The 19,772-nt window shown below is 60.8% G+C and carries 18 protein-coding genes; 4 read left to right on the top strand and 14 right to left on the bottom strand.

Going from position 1 to position 19,772, the window contains the following annotated elements:
* Window positions 1-101: 101 nt before the first annotated feature.
* The 8 genes from VHX65_07065 to VHX65_07100 form a co-directional block, all read right to left on the bottom strand.
* Window positions 102-1,280 (bottom strand): glycosyltransferase family 4 protein, encoded by a 1,179-nt coding sequence (locus VHX65_07065; GenBank protein ID HEX3998290.1) that lies wholly within the window; start codon window positions 1,278-1,280, stop codon window positions 102-104.
* A gap of 99 nt (window positions 1,281-1,379) precedes the next feature.
* A complete protein-coding gene (truA, locus tag VHX65_07070; protein ID HEX3998291.1) occupies window positions 1,380-2,192 on the bottom strand; it encodes a tRNA pseudouridine(38-40) synthase TruA in 813 nt (270 codons plus the stop codon).
* Between the two features lie 68 nt (window positions 2,193-2,260).
* Window positions 2,261-3,316 (bottom strand): aspartate-semialdehyde dehydrogenase, encoded by a 1,056-nt coding sequence (locus VHX65_07075; GenBank protein HEX3998292.1) that lies wholly within the window; start codon window positions 3,314-3,316, stop codon window positions 2,261-2,263.
* 122 nt (window positions 3,317-3,438) lie between these two features.
* A complete protein-coding gene (locus VHX65_07080; protein HEX3998293.1) occupies window positions 3,439-4,455 on the bottom strand; it encodes an HTTM domain-containing protein in 1,017 nt (338 codons plus the stop codon).
* A complete protein-coding gene (locus VHX65_07085) occupies window positions 4,452-5,051 on the bottom strand; it encodes a hypothetical protein (protein ID HEX3998294.1) in 600 nt (199 codons plus the stop codon). Before VHX65_07085 ends, VHX65_07080 begins: the two co-directional genes overlap by 4 nt.
* Before the next feature lie 414 nt (window positions 5,052-5,465).
* Window positions 5,466-6,080, bottom strand: coding sequence for a TIGR03000 domain-containing protein (locus tag VHX65_07090; protein HEX3998295.1), 615 nt, complete (start codon window positions 6,078-6,080; stop codon window positions 5,466-5,468).
* Window positions 6,081-6,784: 704 nt separating this feature from the next.
* The gene (locus VHX65_07095) at window positions 6,785-8,047 is read right to left on the bottom strand and encodes a protein-L-isoaspartate(D-aspartate) O-methyltransferase (GenBank protein ID HEX3998296.1); all 1,263 of its coding nucleotides are present in this window, start codon (window positions 8,045-8,047) and stop codon (window positions 6,785-6,787) included.
* A gap of 141 nt (window positions 8,048-8,188) precedes the next feature.
* Complete coding sequence (locus VHX65_07100) at window positions 8,189-8,974, bottom strand: FKBP-type peptidyl-prolyl cis-trans isomerase (protein HEX3998297.1); 786 nt, start codon at window positions 8,972-8,974, stop codon at window positions 8,189-8,191.
* Window positions 8,975-9,277: 303 nt separating this feature from the next.
* Between VHX65_07100 and VHX65_07105 the strand changes: the two genes are divergently transcribed.
* Complete coding sequence (locus VHX65_07105) at window positions 9,278-10,075, top strand: aldolase/citrate lyase family protein (GenBank protein HEX3998298.1); 798 nt, start codon at window positions 9,278-9,280, stop codon at window positions 10,073-10,075.
* A 226-nt stretch (window positions 10,076-10,301) separates the two neighbouring features.
* Here VHX65_07105 and VHX65_07110 read toward each other — a convergent pair whose 3' ends face one another.
* Window positions 10,302-10,583 (bottom strand): flagellar biosynthesis anti-sigma factor FlgM, encoded by a 282-nt coding sequence (locus tag VHX65_07110; GenBank protein HEX3998299.1) that lies wholly within the window; start codon window positions 10,581-10,583, stop codon window positions 10,302-10,304.
* Window positions 10,584-11,452: 869 nt separating this feature from the next.
* On the opposite strand from VHX65_07110, the gene VHX65_07115 reads away from it, so the two are divergent.
* Window positions 11,453-12,358: an EF-hand domain-containing protein gene (locus VHX65_07115; GenBank protein HEX3998300.1), complete on the top strand. Its 906-nt coding sequence runs from the start codon at window positions 11,453-11,455 to the stop codon at window positions 12,356-12,358.
* An 85-nt stretch (window positions 12,359-12,443) separates the two neighbouring features.
* Here VHX65_07115 and VHX65_07120 read toward each other — a convergent pair whose 3' ends face one another.
* Entirely contained in the window at window positions 12,444-12,698 is a 255-nt protein-coding gene (locus VHX65_07120; protein ID HEX3998301.1) for a hypothetical protein, read from the bottom strand.
* A gap of 91 nt (window positions 12,699-12,789) precedes the next feature.
* Here VHX65_07120 and VHX65_07125 point away from each other — a divergent pair, with 91 nt between their 5' ends.
* Window positions 12,790-13,107, top strand: coding sequence for a hypothetical protein (locus tag VHX65_07125; GenBank protein HEX3998302.1), 318 nt, complete (start codon window positions 12,790-12,792; stop codon window positions 13,105-13,107).
* A 31-nt stretch (window positions 13,108-13,138) separates the two neighbouring features.
* On the opposite strand, the gene VHX65_07130 is transcribed toward VHX65_07125, so the two are convergent.
* Complete coding sequence (locus VHX65_07130; GenBank protein ID HEX3998303.1) at window positions 13,139-15,454, bottom strand: acetylxylan esterase; 2,316 nt, start codon at window positions 15,452-15,454, stop codon at window positions 13,139-13,141.
* 283 nt (window positions 15,455-15,737) lie between these two features.
* Between VHX65_07130 and VHX65_07135 the strand changes: the two genes are divergently transcribed.
* Window positions 15,738-16,916, top strand: coding sequence for a C45 family peptidase (locus tag VHX65_07135; protein ID HEX3998304.1), 1,179 nt, complete (start codon window positions 15,738-15,740; stop codon window positions 16,914-16,916).
* A gap of 110 nt (window positions 16,917-17,026) precedes the next feature.
* On the opposite strand, the gene VHX65_07140 is transcribed toward VHX65_07135, so the two are convergent.
* The 3 genes from VHX65_07140 to VHX65_07150 all read right to left on the bottom strand — a co-directional run bounded on the left by VHX65_07140 (window position 17,027) and on the right by VHX65_07150 (window position 19,635).
* Complete coding sequence (locus VHX65_07140) at window positions 17,027-17,806, bottom strand: FliA/WhiG family RNA polymerase sigma factor (GenBank protein HEX3998305.1); 780 nt, start codon at window positions 17,804-17,806, stop codon at window positions 17,027-17,029.
* A 241-nt stretch (window positions 17,807-18,047) separates the two neighbouring features.
* Entirely contained in the window at window positions 18,048-18,488 is a 441-nt protein-coding gene (locus VHX65_07145) for a hypothetical protein (protein HEX3998306.1), read from the bottom strand.
* A gap of 184 nt (window positions 18,489-18,672) precedes the next feature.
* Window positions 18,673-19,635 carry a P-loop NTPase gene (locus tag VHX65_07150; protein ID HEX3998307.1) on the bottom strand — a complete coding sequence of 321 codons (963 nt, stop codon included), beginning with the start codon at window positions 19,633-19,635 and terminating at the stop codon, window positions 18,673-18,675.
* Window positions 19,636-19,772: the final 137 nt, after the last annotated feature.

The following is a 19,772-nucleotide window of genomic DNA, read 5'->3' on the forward strand; positions in this document are numbered from 1 at the left end:
CTCGCCGCATGGCGGGCGACAACGGCGCCAAGCCGCATGGGGAGCGGGGGCTGCGGAGAAGTTATTTTTCGGCCGAGCCTTAGTGGCACGGAAGGCGTTCCCTACGAGCCGCAAGCGGCTTTCTGCGACATCAGCAACCGCTCGTAAAGCTGCCGAAGTTCGTCGACCATGCGGTCGTGGCGGAATTGGTCGGTGAAGAGGCGTCGCCCTTCGGCTCCCATGCTGACTCGCAAAGCTGGGTCGGCCGCGAGCCGAAGAATCGCCTCCGCCAGCGGCGCGATCGATTTCGGCGGCAGGAGCAGACCGGTCTGGCCGTCGAGAACTACTTCCCGGCCCCCGTCGATGTCGTAGCTGACCACCGGCCGGCCCACGATGAGCGCTTGCGGCAACACACGGGCCAAGCCTTCGCGCAAGCTGGTGTGAACGACGATGTCCATCGAGGCAATCAATTCCGGAATCCTTTGGGGCGGCGCCAGCCCGAGAAACAGGAAATGCTCGCCCAAGCCCAGGCGGCCAACTTCGGCCTCGAGCTGCGCGCGAAGCACGCCATCGCCCACCAAAAGAAACCTTATCTCGGGCCGTGCACCGACAATCGCCGGCGCGGCCCGCAATAAAAATTCGTGCCCCTTGAGATGAAACAACCGAGCCACCATGCCGACGACGATCTGATCGTCGCCGATTCCGAGTTCGCGGCGAACGCGCTCCCGCTGGCCATCGGCGGCCAGCAGCGGTTCGATCTCCATGCCGCTATAGATCGTCGTAAATTTCGCTCGCGGCGCGACGCCGGCGGCAACGAGCAGATCGGTCATCGCATCGCAAACGCTGACCATGGCGTGGCATCGCCGGGCGGCCCAACGTTCGCAGCGGCGATAGAATTCGCGAGTTACCTGGTTTTGATACGGATGAAACGGCGCGCCATGAACCGTGTGCACGATTGCCGGCACGCGCAGCCGCGCGGCGGCGGCCCGGCCGAGAATGCCGCCCTTGGCGCTGTGCGTGTGAACGACATCCGGCCGGAATTGCGAGAGAATTTTTTTTAACCGGCGATAGGCGATCGCATCGCGCCAAGGGTCGATGGTCCGCCGCAACTCGGGCACGACCTCGATCGGCACCCCCCCTGCCCTGCCCCGCTCGATCAAGCTCCCTTCCGGTCCGACCGCCGGCCCGGTCACCAGCAGCACGTCGTCGCCATAGCGGCGCAGCAGTCCCTCGCAGGATAGCAGCGTGTTTTCCTGCGCCCCGCCGAGGATCAACCGCGTTATAACGTGAACAATCCGCATCGAGCTTGCAATGTCTGATGCCTAATGACGAATATCTAGAGAATGACGAATTCCTAAACGACGAATGAGAGGTGCCGCCCGTTCCTCATTTGTGCTTCGTCATTCTTTGGACATTCGAGCTTCGTCATTCGTCAGTCCGCCGCCGCCGTAGTCGACCGACACCAGCACAAGGCCGCGCGACGGCGCCGGCGGCCCGGCGGCGCGGCGGTCGACGGCGGCCAGCGCTCGGGTCGGCCATGTTTCGTCGGCGGCGCCGCGGCCGATGTCGACCAGCATACCGACGATGTTGCGCACCATGTTGTACAAGAACCCGTCGGCGCAGATCTCGATGTGAATCTCGTCGCCTGGCGGATTTGGCGATGTGAGGAGTTCGGTGGTCGGCCGGGCCACGGTCAACTCGAAAATCGTGCGCACGCTATTGGATCGCTTCGAGCCGCGCGATTCGAACGTGGCAAAATTGTGCATGCCCACCAGCGGTTGCGAGGCACGGAGCATGGCCCGATCATCGAGCCGCCGATAGACCCGCCACGCATAATGCCGGCGAAACACATCCGCCCGCGGACCGTCTTGGATCACGTAGCGATAGCGCTTTCGCACGGCATGCCTCCGGGCGTGAAATCCGACCGGCGCTTCCTCGACCGCCAGAACGATGATGTCGTCGGGCAGTTCGGCATCGAGCGCCCGCTGCAGCGTCGCCGTGTCGAGGGTCGTGTCGGTGTCGAAGCTGACGACTTGGCCGAGCGCATGCACTCCGGCATCGGTTCGGCCGCTGGCATGCGCGCTGACGCGCCGGCCGGTGATCTTTTCGAGCACTTCGCTGAGCGTTTGCTGAACTGTGCGGCGATTGAGTTGCGTTTGCCAGCCGTGAAAAGCGGTGCCGTCGTAGGCCAAAGTCAACTTCAGCGTTCGCATGCACTGCGCACCAGGGTCAGGGTCTGGCTCATTTTTCGGCCTGCGGTGGCATGAACTGCGAGCGATCGTCACGCCGAAAAATGTGTCTGGCTCCCTCTCGCCGCGCCCTCGGCTTGGCACGCGACACCGTGGACCAGCAGTTCGGCGATCTGCACAGCATTCGTGGCGGCGCCTTTGCGCAAGTTGTCGCTCACGCACCAGAACGCCAAGCCGTTGGGGCTCGACAGATCTTCGCGAATTCGGCCGATAAACACTTCGTCGCGCCCGTCGCAGTTCATCGGCATCGGATACTCACGGGCATCGAGTTGATCGATCACGACGACGCCCGGCATCGCGGCGAATAGTTCGCGGGCCTCGTCGACCGTCAACTTTCGTTCCGTTTCCACCAAGATGCTTTCGCTATGGCAATTGCTCACCGGCACGCGGACGCAGGTCGGGCAGACTTGGATCGAATTGTCGCCCAAAATCTTCCGCGTCTCGAACACCATCTTCATCTCTTCCGACGTATAGCCTTCGTGCTGCGCAGAGCCGATTTGCGGAATGAGGTTGAAGGCGATGTCGTGTGCGAAGATCGAGCTCGCGCATTGTTCGCCCGATAGATGGGCTCGCGTGGCTTGCTCTAATTCTTCGGAACCGGCCAAGCCAGCGCCGCTCGTGGCCTGATACGTGCTCACCACGACGCGCCGCACCCGCGCTGCATCGTGCAGCGGCTTCAGGGCCACCACCATTTGCGTTGTCGAGCAATTCGGGCTGGCGATGATCCCATGATGCGTGAAGGCCGCCTCGGGATTCACTTCCGGAATCACGAGCGGCACCTCGGGCTTCATCCGCCAATAGCCGCTTTCATCGACCACGACACAGCCGCGCTCGACGGCCCAGGGAGCGAAATCGCGGGCGATTTCGTCGGGAGTGCTGCCGATTGCCAAATCGATTCCGGCGAAGGCGTCGGGCGTGAGAAGTTCGACAGCGTGTTGCTCGTCGGCGAACGCCACCGTTTTGCCCATGGAGCGGGCCGAGGCGAGGAACTTGATTCGCCGGTAGGGAAATTTTCTTTCTTCGAGAAGCTGAAGAATAATTCGGCCAACCGCTCCGGTGGCCCCAACAACCGCAATCGATTCAAACACCGCTGTATGCTCCTCGTGCTGTGGAGTATCTCGGGTAATCCGCGAAGAATAGTAGTATAAGCTGCGCCCCGCCGGCCCGTCCACGCGGCGTGTTGTCAGCGTGTCGCATGGCGGGAGACAACTTACTGGGCGGCGGGAATCGGTTGCAAAGCGGCGCGCGCCCCTCCCCTGCCCTGCTCCGCCGGGCGGCGGCCGAAAAGCCGGCGCACGAGCCAGGGAGAAACGAACGCCAAATTGGCGATCAGCATTGCCAAGCCGAACGTCATCATCCCCAAAAACATCGCGATGCCGAGATGAATCGGGATTGCCAAAGCGAGCATCAACGGCCGAGTCAGCCGGGGCCAAACGAGCACGCAATAGGAAAGTTCCCACCACACCGTGACGTGCGTCAGCAAACTAATCAGGATCGGCCAACCGGCCAGCCAGGTCATGTCCATCGATTGATATTCGAGATTCGCCACCGACATCCAAGTGGCCGAGCCGTTCCACCATGCCGGACCCATCAGCTTGCCGAGGGCCGCGAACAGATAGATCACGCACATGTGGATTTGGATCAGGCGGATGGAGATGTTTGCATCGGTTCGCGGATGGATGGCGGGCGGTTGGTCGCCGTTGGAGCGCGTCGCAAGCGACGCGGCTAACCTGGATCGCCGCAATAGGCGATCGAGCGAATAGGCGGCGCCGCAGGGGCCGATGGCCAGATAGAGGGCCAACATGGCGTTGATGTCGTCCAGGCCAAACAGCGCGAACGAGGCCCGATTGGCGTAGCTGATGGTGATGAAAAAGCCGAGCACGGCCATCGTTCGGCTGAACAGGCCGAGCGTGAGGAGTAGAAAAACCACCAGAGCCGCGATGTGTGCGATCCAAAGAACCGACGGCGAGTCGATGCAGTTGAAATAGCTCCACGTGTAATCGCGGCCCGGCAAGCGAGCCAAAGCCTCGTGGGATATCCAACCATGCTGCCCGAAAAACGCTTCGAGATCGAGCGACCAAATCAAGTGTGTGTAGAACAGCATCGCCCCGGCGAGAATGCGAATCAGGCCGAGCGTGGCCGGATCGGCGGGCGTAAACCAGAAACGGTTCCAGCCGTCGCGCGTCGAACGGAGCAACTCCCGGAAGTAATCGCCGACGACGCTCATGGGGAATGCTCCGTGAACGTGCCCAGGTCGGCCTCTTGGCGATACAGGGACGGATCGTTCAATTTCATTCCCGCCAAAACGGCGTCCGGCGGTGGGAACGCGTGCTCGATCAATTCCAGATGAACGCTTTTGGCGCCCGTGCGATGCAGGAGTTCATCGGCATAGGAGCGAACCATTGCGTGCAACGATGCGTTTGCCGCTTGGTAACCCCGTTCAACCGCAACGCGCTCCGGCGCCATCGGCGGCAAGTTTTTCTCGGCCATCTGATGGGCTTCGTCGATCTGATCCACCGGACCGTATAACATGTTGAGATGCTCGGCGAGCATGAAATAACGATGATAGAGCAGTCGGGGCCGCTCCTCGGCCAGATTCGGGAACACATCTTCGCGCTTCGAGCCGTCGGGCATTTCAAGCTGGTACCGCACCAGATGGCTTGCGCCCGGCTCAGGGCCGAAAAAGCGATAGCCGTGGTCCAGATCGGCCATTTCGATATAGCCTCGGAATGGCCTGGCGAGCGCTTGCCACAATTTGCTCTCACCGCCCGATTCCACGCTCAGCGGCGGCAAAACGACGGCCGTCAAATGCAGTAAGAGCAAGAGGGTGACAACGACACGCGGCCGTCGGCCCCACACGATCGGCGGCCGATCGGCTCGAGCGGGAACGAGAAGCTCAGAGACCGGTGCAGCGTGTTGCGCAGCCGAAGCGGCCGGTTGATTTCGGCCGGCCGGCGTCTTCGAACTCGCGCGATGTTGCCTAGACCTTGCCATAAGCAAATTTTATCGACCATGCCGCCGCGGTTTCTCGAAGCAACGCGAAGCGGCCGTTGCAATCGGACGCGGCGAGAGATGGATAGCTCAACGCGAAACCGCAAGCGAGCGTCATACCGCGGTTGGCATTGCGGCTCGCTTGCGGTTTCGCGCGTTGCCATCGACGAAAACGCCCTCGCGCGGCTTTCGCAGCGCGAGGGCGAAGTTTGCAAATCTAATCGATACGGCAATTACACCGATCGCCTAACGAGCGACCGACGCCACTTTCGGAGCGTCGAAGTTGAACGTCAACTCACGGCTGTCGCCGCCCGCAAGCGAAATTGTCTGTTCACGGCTCTCGCCGCCTTTGACAACGCGGACCGTGTAGTTATCCCAAGTTGAACCGGCCGCGAGCTTCGTGGTTACGAATTCGCGATCGGCGCCCGTGGCCGTCATTTCATGGCCGGCGATGAACACATGGGCATCGGCCGGAACATGCAGCAGCACGGCCGTCTTCGGAGCGGCGCCGGTCTTCGCAGTCTGCGGCACTGGCGATGCACCGTTCATGTCGAAGGCCAGGTCGGCTTGCGATCCGGCCGTGAGTTGCACCGTCTTGGTTTCGCTTTGCACTTTGCCGTCGCGAACGATTTCGGCGCGAACCTGATATTCATAACGCATGCCAGCTTCCAATCCATGCGAGACATACTGACGATGTTCGCCGGTGCTGGTGGTGGCATGGCCGTTGACGAAAACCTTGGCGTCGGCGGGAACGTCGACAACGATGTAGCCGGCATCGCCGTCGAGGGCCGATTTGCCGGCTGCCGGAGGAGCCGCGGTCGGCGGCGGAGGCGTCATCGGAGCGGTCGACGGAGTAGGCATCCCAGGGGCGCCCTCCATCGGAGCGGAATAGATTGGCGTTGAATAACTGCCGCCAGACGAGCCGCAGCAACCATAGGAGCCATACGAGCCGTAAGAACCCCAGCCGCCGCAGGATCCACACGAGCCCCACGAGCCGTACGAACCCCAGCCGCCGCAGGATCCGCATGAGCCCCATGAGCCATAGGAACCCCACGACCCGCCGCAGCAGCCCCAGCCGCCATGCGAGCCCCAGCCACCGCACGAACCACACGAACCCCAATGGAACAAGTGGGCTTGGGCCGTATTCGCTTGCAGCGCGGTCATGCCCACGGTGAGGGCCACCCCAAGCAGCAATTTCGACAACATTCGTCTTGCCATGATGTTTTTACTCCCCAATTGGTGAACTTGATGCTCGCGCTAAAAACTACCCTAGCCAAGCATACAAACGCCGGCGCGTAATTCAAGTAGTTTGGGTAATATTTCAGGGTCAAGGAAGCTAGGTCTACTAGATTGACTGTTACGACGCCACCGTGGCCATCGTGCGACCATTGCAATCCGCCGAGGTCGGGGGCGATATTGAGATGGCTGGCCCCCCGTGGCCGAAACGGCTGGACGCGCGAAACCACGAGCGAGCATCCAACCGAGTTGGCGACAGATGCTCGCTCGCGGTTTCGCGCGTCCTCCCCTGCCCTGCCGCAAAATGCCGGCCGTTTTGCGCTCAGCGCCTATTTCCGCGGGGAGGCGACTTCCGGGGCGACCCCCATACGAACGTCGTCGAGAGACAGTTCGCCAGTCGCGCCCACCAGCCCGATATTCATGATCGCCTCGCGAGCCGAACCGGGCACATGCAGCCGCTGGCTCTTACGCTGCCAGTCGAACGTGCCGCGAAACGGTTCGGGATCGAGAAACGTCGTTCCCGCGATCGCGCGGTTCGCGTCGTAAAAGACGATCATCACCTCTGCCTCCAGCCCTGGCTGCGGCGCGCGGCGAATGTCTTTCCCTTTGGCCATGCAAGATACTTCGAGTTCATGCACCTCGCGGCCATCGATGGCGAAGCCTTGCAAGGCCCGGCAGCCGCGGCCGGCAATCGCATTGGAAAACGTCACGTAATTCTTGCCTTCCGGGGCATCGGCGGCCGTCACTACCTTCATCTGCCGGATGTAGTACCAACCGGTCGGCTCGCCGCTGGTGCCGGTGATCTGCTCGAATCCGCCGTTGACCAGATGCGGATGCAGAGGATCGGGCTTGTCTTCGCGGACAGTCGCAGCCGTGCCCGTCATGGGAACGAAAAGCGTCGGCTTGAGAGCTTCCTTGATCAGCTTTCCACCCTGCTTTTTGTACAGGTAAAGCACTTGCTGATAGCGCTCGCCGACAGGAATGACCATCCGCCCGCCTTCTTTGAGCTGATCCACGAGCGGCTGCGGCACCTTGTCGGGCGAGCAGGTAACGATGATCTTGTCGAACGGCGCTTCGTCGGGCCAGCCGAGATAGCCGTCGCCGATCTTCGTGTGGATGTTCTTGTACTTCAGTTGCTTGAGCGTTTGAGCCGCATGTCTGCCGAGCGATTCGATGATCTCGATCGAGTACACATCTTTTACCAGCGGGCTGAGAATTGCCGCCTGATAACCGCTGCCGGTGCCGATTTCCAGTACTTTGTCGGTCGGCAGCGGATCGAGTTCTTGCGTCATGTAGGCCACGATCACCGGGGGCGAGATCGTTTGGTGTGCGCCGATTGGCAGCGACATGTCGTAATAGGCATAGGGAATCTGTTCGGTCGAAACGAACAGATGCCGCGGCGTCATGCGCATCGATTTGATCACGCGCGGGTCGCTAACCCCGGCGGCAATCACTTCCTGATCGACCATCCGATCGCGCGCTTGGGCGAGCGCTTGCGACGAGCGTCCTTGCGCGGCGACCCGGTCGGCGGGGAACGCAAACGCCGCAAACAACGAGACGACCGCCGCGAAACGAAGAAAACGAATTGGCATCGAACGCTTCCTCACGAGTAAGAACTGGAGGCCGACGAAATCGGTCTCTTCCATCATACCATTTTGGCGCAAAAAAGCCCCGCAACGGAATTCTCACGAATTCCGTTGCGGGGCGTATTTTTAATCACCCCCCTGCCCTATTTACTGCGGCACGGCGTTCGGGGCGGGCGCCGCTTGGCCGGGCTGCACTTTCAGCAACTCGATGTCGAACACCAGCGTCGAGTTGGGGCCGATATCCGGCGGAGCGCCGTGCGCGCCGTACGCCAAGTCGGAGGGGATAAAAAGTTGCCACTTGTCTCCTTCGCGCATCAGCTGCAGTGCTTCCGTCCAACCGGGAATGACGCCATTCACCGAAAACGTCGCGGGTCCGCCGTGCTTGGCTGAATTGTCGAACTCCGTGCCGTCGAGCAGCGTGCCGCGGTAATTGGTGGTGACAGTGTCGTTCGCCTTCGGCGTGGCCCCGGTGCCCTGCTTCAGCACTTTGTACTGCAAGCCGCTCGGGAGCGTTTTCACGCCTTCGCGCTTCTTATTCTCGGCTAGAAACGTCTCGCCCGCTTTCTTGCTCTTTTCGGCCAGTTCCTGTTGCCGCGATTGAATCGCCCTTTGCAATTCGACCATGGTTGCGTGCATTTCCTGATCGGTCATCAACGTCTTGCCGGCGAGCGAATCGGCGATGCCCTGAGCAACGATCGTCGTATCGACATCGAGGCCTTGCTGCTTGAAGTCACGGCCGACGTCGACGCCGATCGCGTAGCTCGATCGGTCTTTGAGGGATTTGAAGGGTGAAGCGGTTGGCGCGGCTGCGCCGCCGGCGGGAAGTGCCTCCCTGGCAGGCGGGCCGTTTTGAGCGGCCGGCTGCTGAGCATGCGCCATCGTGAACGCGGCCACGGCCAAAAGCCCGACGCCAATTCCAAGGGTCCGTCGCAAACGCATAATCTCTCCTTATGGAATCGAAGAATTCGAGTTTATTCGAGCCCCCGAAGGCCCGGTTTCGGGAATTCTACCGCACGGGCAGCGAAAGGGGCAGGGAAAATGCCAGGGTTAGGGATTAGGGTGGGGGTTAGGCGTGCGAAACCGCAAGCGAGCATCTGTCGCCAACTCGGCTGGAAGCTCGCTTGCGGTTTCGCGAGTTGGCCCCTGCCCGTGCCCCTTCTTCTCCTGACCACCCATCCTAACCCCTTACCCTATACAAGCCTTGCCCCGGCACTCCCTGCATGGCAGACTGCTCGCATGAAAACAAATCCCGTAAAACGCAAGCTTCGTGAAGGGCAGCCGACCGTCGGCACCTGGCTGTCACTGGGCGATCTTTATGCCTCGCGAGCGATGGCCCGGTTGGGCTTCGATTGGCTGACGCTCGACATGGAGCACCAGCCGATCGACTGGGCCCAAGCGGCGGCGATTTTCGCCGTCATCGCCGAGGCTGGTTGCGTGCCGCTGGTGCGATTGCCCGACGGCAGCCATACCTACATCAAGCGAGCCCTCGACGCCGGGGCTTGGGGCATCGTCGTGCCGATGGTCGACACGGTCGAACAGGCACGAACGGCCATCGCTGCCGCGAAATATCCACCGATTGGAAATCGCAGTCTCGGCGGCGGACTGCATTCGTTGAATTTTGATGCCACCAGCGGCGATTATTTCCGCGAGGCGAACGACGAGATCCTGGTCGTCTTACAAACCGAAAGTCCGCGCGGGATTGAAAACGCCGAGGCCATCTACAGCTTGCCCGGCGTCGACGCGATTTTCGTCGGCCCGGTAGATTTGCGGGCCAATCTTTGTTCGGCCGATGGAGTGCCGGCTGACGACGCGGCACTCGAGGCCGCACTGGCTCGGGTGATCGCCATCGGGAAAAAAACCGGCACGCCGACCGGAATGCACACGATGTCGACCGACGCAGCGCTGGCCCGCGCCGCCCAGGGAATGCAGTTCCTGGCGATCGGCAGCGAACTGCGGATGATGACTAGCGAAGCACAAGCCGTCATTCGCGCGCTGCGCCCGGAAAGGGCGACGCGTGATGTCGCTCGGTATTGAACGGATCGGGCTTTTTGCGAGGCGATTGGTCACGCACACTGGCCCGAAGCGTCCGCGAGGGAGCCCTGCAACGGCGGCATCGTCTCGCTACCTGGCGGGAAATTCGAATGCACGTTGGCTCGAGACGTTAGCGAGGACGCCCCCCGACGGAGCGCAACCTCGCTAACGCTTCGGGCGAGTGTCTGGAATGCCAGCGCGGTTCGCTGGCGCCCAATCACCCGACCCGCTAGCCGATCTCGTCAAGCAGGTTGTCGAGAGCGCCGCTGAGCTTGTCGGGCGTTTCGTAGGTGCCCTGGGCGATTGCGGTGCGGAGTGCGTCGACGCGGTCTTGGCGGATGGCCGGAATGTCGCTGAGCTGGCTGGCCACCTGGCCGGAGTCCGACAATTGCAGTTCGTCGGAGATATTCGACGTGGCCGTCGGTTGCGCGGGGGCCGACGTCGGGCGAAGGCTGTGCGGGGCGTTGACGGATTGCGGGCCGTGGACTTGCGTTGGGCCAAAAATCTGCATGGTGCTTCTCCTGCGGGCGGCAAGCCGGCGGTTTCCAAAACCGCCCTGACCGAATGCGAATGCACTCGGCCGGCTGGCCAACCTCTCTGGATGGACAAGGAACCGGGACTTTGCCGGTGGATAGCTCGGCGAGGAGCGGCTCTGATTCACCTGTTCCTTCAGCCCAAGCCCGACGGGGCTTGCTCAAGAAGAGAGGGCTGAATAAACCTCTTGGAATCAGCAATCTGCCGACATGCTCACGTTACCATCCGAAAAGTATACGTCACTTCCGGCGCCGCTTTCCCTGTCAAGCACTTGCGACTTCGCGCGCCAAACACTTCGCAGGGATTTCATCGGTCGCCACCGGGCTGCGATTGAGGAAATTCGAATTAGGGACTCCTTGGGCCGATGACCACGACTGTTCTGCCACCCTTCGGCGCCGCCTGTAGCGGGTGCAGCAGTTCGCATGCAATTGTCGCTAGCGGCCGGTTCTGCCGAAGAGCGCAGCGGATTATAGGCGGGCGGCGAAAATGGAACAACAGCGAACGAAAGACGGCTACCGGCTTGAGGCTGCAGGCTACCGGACGACGGGCGGTATCCATTTTGGGCGATTTCGCGCGTCCTTCGGCCTGTAGCCTGTATTCCGTAGCCTCTGGGCACACCTTGCGGAACTTAACGCTTGCACGACGGTTAGATCAGATAGCAGGCCGCCCGCCGGCCATCTGCTACACTTACAGGCGGCGAATGGCACCGATGGAGCGCTCTGCGCCGTTCACCGCCGCGCACGGGCGTCATGGTAATCCGCGGTGCCGTTCGGCCGCCTTTTTCTTCGCCGCCGGCGACCGATCTTCGGATCCGGCAAATTTTTTGAGTGGAGCGGGAGAACCGCCATGGGGCGAATCGCGAAAGCCTTGAGCCTAGTGCTGATCGGCTGCGGAATCTGGTCCGCACAGCCCCAGCGCGCTTGTGCCGCCGAGCCCCAACAATCCGCAAAAGCGACCGATCCCGGTGTGTTGTTCGATGAGCTCGATACCGGCCAAAAGGGAACGCTGTCGGCAGACCAACTTCCGCCCGACAAGCGAGGACTATTCGAGCGATTGCTCCGCTTGGCGGGGAAGCCGGCCGGCGGGCAATTGACCCGGGCCGAATTCGTCGCACAGCTCAAATCGATCACCGATCCGCCGCCGGCCGCCGCCAGTAGCTCGCCGGCCGGAAGTTCCAACTCGGAATCGAGCAAGACTTCAAAACTAGACATACCCGCATCGCCAACTCCGGCTCGAAAGCAGATCGATCCCGGAAAGTTGTTCGACCGCTTGGACAAGGACCACAAGGGCAAGCTTTCGATCGACGACGTGCCCGAGCCGCGGCAAAAGCTTCTTAAGCGGTTGCTGCGCCAAACCGGCAAGCCGGAGGATGGCTCGCTCACCAAGCAAGAATTCGTCAAAGCCGTCGATACCCTGCTCAAAAAGGGGCAAACCATCGGGGCAGGCAAGGGAGCAGGCAAGAAAGCCGCGGCGCCCGCTGCCGGCCAAAGCTTCGATGTCGACAAACTCGTGTCGCGCTTGATGCAGCGCAGCACTCGCGCTGATGGGAAATTGACCAAGAGCGATTTGCCCGACCGGATGCAAACCCGGTTCGAAAAGATCGACGAGAACCACGACGGCCTCGTCGATGAAAACGAGCTGCGTGCATGGCTGACCAAGGTAAAACGACAATTGATGGCCGCGAAGGCGCTTGGCGTCGGCTCAACTGCCGGCACAAGTGATTCCCTTGCGACCAAGAGTAGTGAGAAATAGCGACGAGAAATAGTGGGCAGTTGGGCGTGGGCGACAACGATGGCTGCCGCGCGAGCAATAATTGATCGTCGGTCGTCCGAATTTTTCAGTAGGCCTGCGTGGGCCGATGAAGCCGTTTGACCGCTTCTTCGCCGCACAGCATCGCGGCATCTAGCGACCGAATCTTGCGCACGTCCCTGCCGGCTTGGCATGGGGAAGAAAATGCCCGCGCGGTAGAAGTCGCCATAAATCGGCCGAATTTGCGGGTATTTTCTATTTTTTTGAAGTCGGCTCGCTTTTTGCTGCCTAATTGCATCATCGAAAGGCGACTGTCGGGAAAAAGAATGAGTTGGACATTCAAGAGTAGGAGTACAAGCGAGGATGCCGAGTCGAAAGCTTGGCTTCCGTAGCGAACCTGATAGTCGAGTGGTTTGTCCTGAATTTCATAACTCGTGGAGCTTGCAAACACCCAGCAGACGGACGGCAACGGGAGAAAGAAGCAGCGTGCTATGAGCCTCGAATCTTCGCAATCTGACTTAGGCGGATCCGATTCCTTCGGTAACACAGATCCCTCGGGATATGTGGCAGGAGAGACTGTGGCGTTTGAGTCGCTCTTCGAAACATCGACCTTCGATTGCTTCGATCGCGAAATGGACGAACGGGTCGAACAATTGGTCGGTCGCTGGCTTCATCTCGCGGCCCCCAATGCCGGCCGCGGCCGGCGAATGTTTGCCGGCGTTGGGAAACCGCCCAAGAAAAAGGCTTCTTGAGCATCCGACTTTGCGCGGCGGGCCGATTGTCCTACTTGAGCAGGAATTCGCCAATATCTTGATCCTGCACACGTCGCCCCCCAAGGCGGATGCAAATTTCAACCTCGTCACCGGCGCCAAAGGTGGCCATCACTTTAACAATTTCCGGTATGTCCGCGCCTCCTTCGTTAATAAAGAGGGGAGCGTCGGCGTCGAAGGCCATTAGCGCGGGCAGATCGCCATATTTTGCCGCGCCGGGCCAAAATTCTGGATCATCGATCGACTTGATTTTCGCGAATCGAAATCCAGCCGTATCGATTGCCACGCGATCAACCGATTTGCCCGCTTGAACCTTTGCTGCCGCGATCCAAGGGGCGCCCCCATTGACGCCTACAAGGTCGATCCGTCGCGGTGCGTTGCCTCGTTCGATTGCCGGTCCTCCCGGCAATGCTCCCCCAACCGCACTGATCGCGGAAAGAACGTCCCGGACGCGATCGGCAAAAACGGTCGGATTATAACCGTAGGTGAAGCAGGCCGCGTCGCGCGAATTTTTGGGATCGTCGACGCGCCGCGCTTTTCCGAGCCGCGTCGCGCCGGCGGGCAGAAATTCGCCTTGGTAGATCAGATCGACGCCAAGCACGAACGCTCCGCCATCGACTAGCTGTTTCACGCCTGGCTTCAGTTTGCCATCCGGGGCGAAAAGTCCCGCCTTGCCCGCGCCATCGACCCAAATCGCCACACGATTGCCGACCGGGGCGCCGGGCGCGAGCAGCAGCGCCGGCAGCTCTTCGTGCTCTGAAGCGTTACGAATCAATCCCGCGATTTCCTTATAGCCATCGTGCTGGACGGTGCGAACCGTGTCGAACTTCACCGCTCCGGCCAGCGGCAATTCTCGGCCAATCATCGCGTCGAATGCCCCGCCGACCACGCGCCGCCATTCGGCGGCCTGCTTCTTTGCCGCTTCATCCGTTCCGTGCGGCACTAGGGCCGCCATCTGCTTCACTGAATCGTCGGTCATCCATTGTAACAGGGCACGTTCGTGCGCCGGACCGCCGGGTGGACGTGGATGCTCCTTATCCCACACCGACATTTCGGCCACCGTCAGCGGCTTGAAATCCTCTTCGATCACCGGTTCTTCCATGCCGAGCTTGAAATACTTGTTGAGCCACTGATACATCACCTCGCGGCTGACGTAGTTGTAATTGTGCGGAAACTGCAAAAGCGCCTTAGCGGTGAAATCTTTGTCTTTGTCTTTGCCGTATAGGCCATACAGTTTTTTTAGCTCCGGGTAACCCTTGGTCATGATCTCGTGCGTCCAATCATCGGCGGCAAGGCAGCAAAGTGGCCGCGGGGCGATCAGGCCGGCAAGCTCGATATTGCCGGTGCCGACGCGCAGGTAGCAGCAATTCTCGCATGTGCAGCCCCCTTGCATGGCGGTCGAAACCATCACGGCCGGCACCGCCACCTTCACGCGCGGATCGACGGCCGCCAAAAGAAAGGTTTGCGTGCCGCCGCCGCTCGCGCCGGTGACCGCGATTCGCCCAGGATCAACGTCGGGCTGACTAAGCAGAAAATCGAGCGAGCGGACCGAATTCCAGGTCTGGATCCCCATCACGCTTTGCAGGTGCAATTCCGCTTGCACACTGAATAGACCCCAATGCTCGGGAGTGTCCATTTCGGGGCGGCGCTTGGTGAGGTGATGGGCCACGTCGATCGAAATCTGCCCACTGTCGGAATAGCCCTCCATGTCGTAGTGGAACACGATGCACCCCATGCCGGCCAACTCGGCACATCGAGCCTGCAGCGGATAGCGCCCGCCGTCTTCGAACCGTTCGGCCCCTTCGACAACTTGCTTGCGAATTTCGCGCACGCTGGCCTCGCTGAATCGACCGCCGGTCCAATGGCCGTAGGGGCATAGCACGCCCGGCAACTTGCCCGATCGGCCGGTCGGTCGATAAAGATTTCCGCTGACGAAATGGCCGGGAAAGCTTTCGAAATAAACCTTGTCGACCGAGTAGCCCGGACGTTCGACGCGGCCATGCACGACGGCGTTCAGCGGGGTTTTGGTCGGCATCGGCCACAAGCCCGTCGCGACGAGCAACTGCCGGCGAACGCGCTCGGCCCGCCGCTGCCATTCTTCGAGCGACGCGGGGGGCGTAAATGGAAAATAGCTGTTGAAGTTCTTGAGCGGGCCAAGCCGAGCATCGTCGGGCAGTTTGCCTTCGGGCAGAACTCGATGGGACGACGGCTTGGCCGGTTTGACTACGTCATCGGCCGCGCGGCTGGGTCGGACCATGGCCAACGTTCCAATGGCAATCGCGAGCAACGTCATTTGGTGGAATGAACGGCGGCAGAACGAATTGAGCATGACAGCATCCCCGTCAGACAGGATCATACGACTGTTCGTTCGATGATAACCGCTGTTTCGGGGGCGTGCCACGATGCGCGGCTTGGTTTCCGCACTTAACCGAATCTGCCGGCAGGGCTATGATAATGGCAAGAAGCCATTGGCGGCCGTGCCCCGAAGCCCAGGGAAGGCCGGGAGAGCGTCTTCCATTGGTAATCGCTTTCCAGGCCTTCCCTGGGCTTGTGAGCGCATTTTGTAGCGAGCTTGTGCGCCGCCACGTCAATTGCACAAAGGATTGCAACACATGTCTTGGTTCCTTTCGAAGTCGCGAGGCAGATTTTCCGTTGCCGTTGTTTGCAGTTTGGCGGCGATCGTGTTGCTCGCTGCAAGCGCTCGCGCCGATGAGCCGTTTCGGTACGCGGCCGGCAAGCAAGGCTCGGGGCAACTGAAATTGATCGAAGGCTTGCCGGTGATCGTCGCCACCGGAACGCCCGACGAGATGGGTCAGCAAATCGGCGCGCTCTCGGCCCCTGCCCTGCAGTCGCTCTTCGCCCACCAAAAGCAACTTGCCAACGGCTTCGGCATCTCGCAGGCCAAGCCGATCTGGTCGGCGGCAGGCTCGATCATGCTTCCGCGATTTCCGGCCAACGAGCGGCAGGAGCTCGACGCGATGGCCAAGGCCTCGGGCATGGATTCCGACCTGCTCGTGTTTGCAAACGTGATGTACGATTGGTCGCGGCTCGGCGGCTGCTCGGCACAGATGGTCGAGCCGGCTCGCTCCGCCACCGGCGGCATGCTCTTCGGCCGCGACTTCGACTTCCCGACGTTTGGCTTTCTCGACCAATATAGTCTCGTGGTCGTGTATCGAGCGCGAGGCAAACATGCCTTTGCGTCGGTGACATTCCCCGGCTTGGTCGGGGTCGTGTCGGGAATCAACGACGCCGGGCTATGTCTCGCCGAACTCGAGGTGCATAGGTCGAAGGACGATGCCCCGGGCTTTGATCCATCCGGCGTGCCGGTGGAAATGTGCTTTCGCCGCATGCTCGAAGAATGCGGTTCGCTCGATGAAGCGGAAAAGCTGCTGCGATCGCTCAAGCCCTCGACGATGTGCAACCTCGCGATTTGCGATCGAAAGACGGCCGCGGTGTTGGAGATTACGCCGCGGCACGTGGTGCGCCGCGGAGCGGTCGACAACGTTTGCTCATGCACCAATCACTTCCGCAGCGCCGAATTGGGCATGTCGAAGTTTTGCTGGCGCTACGATCGGCTCGACCAGGGAATTCGCGCCAAGTCGAAGCTCGGGCTCGCCGACATGACGAAACAGATGGACGCAGTGAATCAGGGACATCTGACGATTCAAACGATGATCTTCGCGCCGGAAGAAAAGGGCCTTTATCTCTCGTTCGGCCCTGCCCCGTCGTCGGCCCAACGGCTGAAACGGCTCGATCTGGCGGCGCTGTTCGGCGATACGAGCGTGAAATAATCCTCGAGCCTGGCAAGACGCGCGACACCGCAAGCGAGCCGCAACGCGAATCGGGTGCGAAGCTCGCTTGCGGTTTCGCGCGTGGCCGTCTATCCCCTCGCCGTCCCCAGCTACGTCGCGAATTCGGGACGGCGGCGTTCCAACTGCGATTGCAACCGTTGCACGATCGAGCTGTGCATCTGGCTCACGCGGCTTTCGGAAAGATCGAGCGTCGCGCCGATCTCTTTCATCGTCAGTTCTTCGTAGTAGTAGAGAATGATGATCAGCCGTTCGTTGCGGTTCAGCCCTTTGGTGACCAGCCGCATGAGATCGTGTTTTTGGATGCGGCGTGTCGGGTCTTCGCCTTTCTTATCTTCGAGGATGTCGATCTCGCGAACATCCTTATAGCTGTCGGTCTCGTACCACTTTTTGTTCAGGCTGATCAAGTTCACGGCGTTGGCGTCGAGCATCATTTTTTCCAGCTCGGCGACGGAAATCTGCATGTGCTCGGCAAGTTCGATTTCGGTCGGCGAACGGCCCAGCTTGGCTTCGATCGTTTTGACGCTTTCGTTGAGCTTGCTGGCCTTGGATCGCACGAGCCGGGGAACCCAGTCCATGGTGCGCAATTCGTCGAGCATGGCGCCGCGGATTCGCGGAACGCAATACGTTTCAAATTTCACGCCTCGCGAGAGATCGAAGGCGTCGATCGCATCCATCAGGCCGAAGACGCCGGCCGAGACAAGATCATCTAGCTCGACTCCTTCCGGAAGCCGGGCCCAAATGCGTTCGCCGTTGTATTTCACCAGCGGCAGGTATTGCTCGACCAATCGGTTCCGAAGCTCTTGCGTCGGTTCTTTCTTGTAGGCAAGCCAGAGTTGTTGAACGTCTTCCGGTGCAAGCGTCGTGGCCATGCGATCCTCCATGATGGTCTCGGTGCATCCGTCGGTCGCGAGCGAATGGCTCGACGGGGCGTCGGATGTGCCGCGGTTGCCGACTGGCCGCCCTCATGGCGGCTGGCACAATGCGGCATTTCTGTCTCTCGATCTAACTCACTGCGATCAACTTGCGGCGCTTCACTTATGGCGATTTACTTGCGGCAATTTTTCAACGTTCCAGACCGCCCAATCTTTTTCTCAAACGAACCGTCTTGCGTTATTTCTTCGCTACGGCGGATGCCGGTGTGTTCGGTTTTGCGGGGGCGGCCGCGGCCTTCGCCGGCGGTGGATTCGGTTTTGCCGGCTGCGGATTTGGTTTGGCGGCTGGGGCTACGGGATTTGGTTTGGCGATATTAGGCGCCGCTACAGTGGCAGATGTTGTTGTCGCGGCAAGTTTTGCGGCCCCGGCGGCGGGTTTGGCGGCGGGTTTGGCGGCGGGTTTGGCGGCGGCGATTTCCGCTGCCAACCGCGATCGAACCGAGTCGTCCACGATCCAACCGGCAAGTTCTCCAAGGACGAATCCGATTGCAGCAAATGCGAAAAGTGCGACGACCGCCGCCGTAACCGCCGAGTCGGTTCCCGCCCCGCTCATCACGCCGCGGAGGATTTCCGTGAAGAACGCCAGCGGCCCGAGAATTCCGGCGTAGCTGCGCCCCATGCGGTGGCTCTCGCGACGTCAATCTTTTTGCAACCGTCAGAACTTAACGGCCTGTTGCGCGCCGCTGGTCCGTCTTGTTATCGGCTTTCGTGGTTAGCGAATTGAGCCGATCGGTTGTGTTTGTTTGAGTTTTTGGCTCCTTTCTCTTATTGGTCGGCCACAAGCCAGTGTGGCAGCCAGCTTCCTAGTCCACGACAAATTCCCTTACCGCGTGTCGTGTTGCCGCATTCCGAGCCGCCAGCAATCGCTCGGCGATGCGCTCGATAGCTTTGGCAGCCGGCGCGGATGCATGGCCGTAAGCCAACGGCTTGCCTTCCGTAGCGGCAAGTGCGACGGCCGCATCCCATGGGACGCTGCCGGCATGCGTCAACGTCATTCCCAGAAATCGCCGCGCGGCAGCTTCAAGCCGGACATGCACTGCCGCCGACTCGGCCTCGCTGTGCGATTGATTTACCGCGGTCTGAACCGCCGCTCGCGGCAATTCACCGAGGAACAATTTGATTGCCGCGTAGGTGTCCATGATTGCCGCGGCCTCGCCCGTGGTAACAAGGAGCACTTCGTCGGCCATCTGCCAAAACCGCCGCACGACATGATTCAATCCACTACCGGCGTCGAGAATCACCCAGTCGGCATGGCGGCCAAGCTGATCCAATTGTCGCCGCAAACGCTGTTGGCCCGACGGCGAACAATCGGGTACGGTCGAGGGGGACCAGATTCCAGGAACCACTTGAATCCCGCCCGGTCCGGTCTGCAAAATTTCGTGCATCGTGCGCCGGCCGGATAACACATCACCGATCGACTCGGACGATTCCAATCCGCAAAGCAACGTGGCATCGGCGCCGCTCAAATCGGCGTCGACGAGGATCGTGCGGCAGCCCGCTGCGGCCAGCGAAATGGCAAGATTCACAGCCACGGTCGTCGCGCCCACCCCCCCCTTCCCCGCCGAGACAACGATCTTTCGAAATCCTGCCGAAGTTCTGCCGTTCGCATGCCACTGGTGCTCCTCCGTGTGCCACTGGCTCTGCCAGTGTGCGTCGCCGATTGACGATGTGGGCGCACGAGCCGCGGATCGATCATCAATCGGCTCGGAGTGTTCGGCGAGCCGTTGGCGAACCAATTGCCGCAATTCGTCTGCTTGATCTCGCATGACATCATTCCTCGTCACATGCTCTGCCCAAGACCGCACACCAGGGCCCTGTCGCGTTTTTATTGATGATAAAGCGAAGACGGCTGGTGACCGGCAGCTAAAGCCTTGCCGCTCACACCGATGTATCCGTGAGCGGC

This window comes from Pirellulales bacterium (assembly GCA_036267355.1).
Classification (GTDB): domain Bacteria; phylum Planctomycetota; class Planctomycetia; order Pirellulales; family DATAWG01; genus DATAWG01.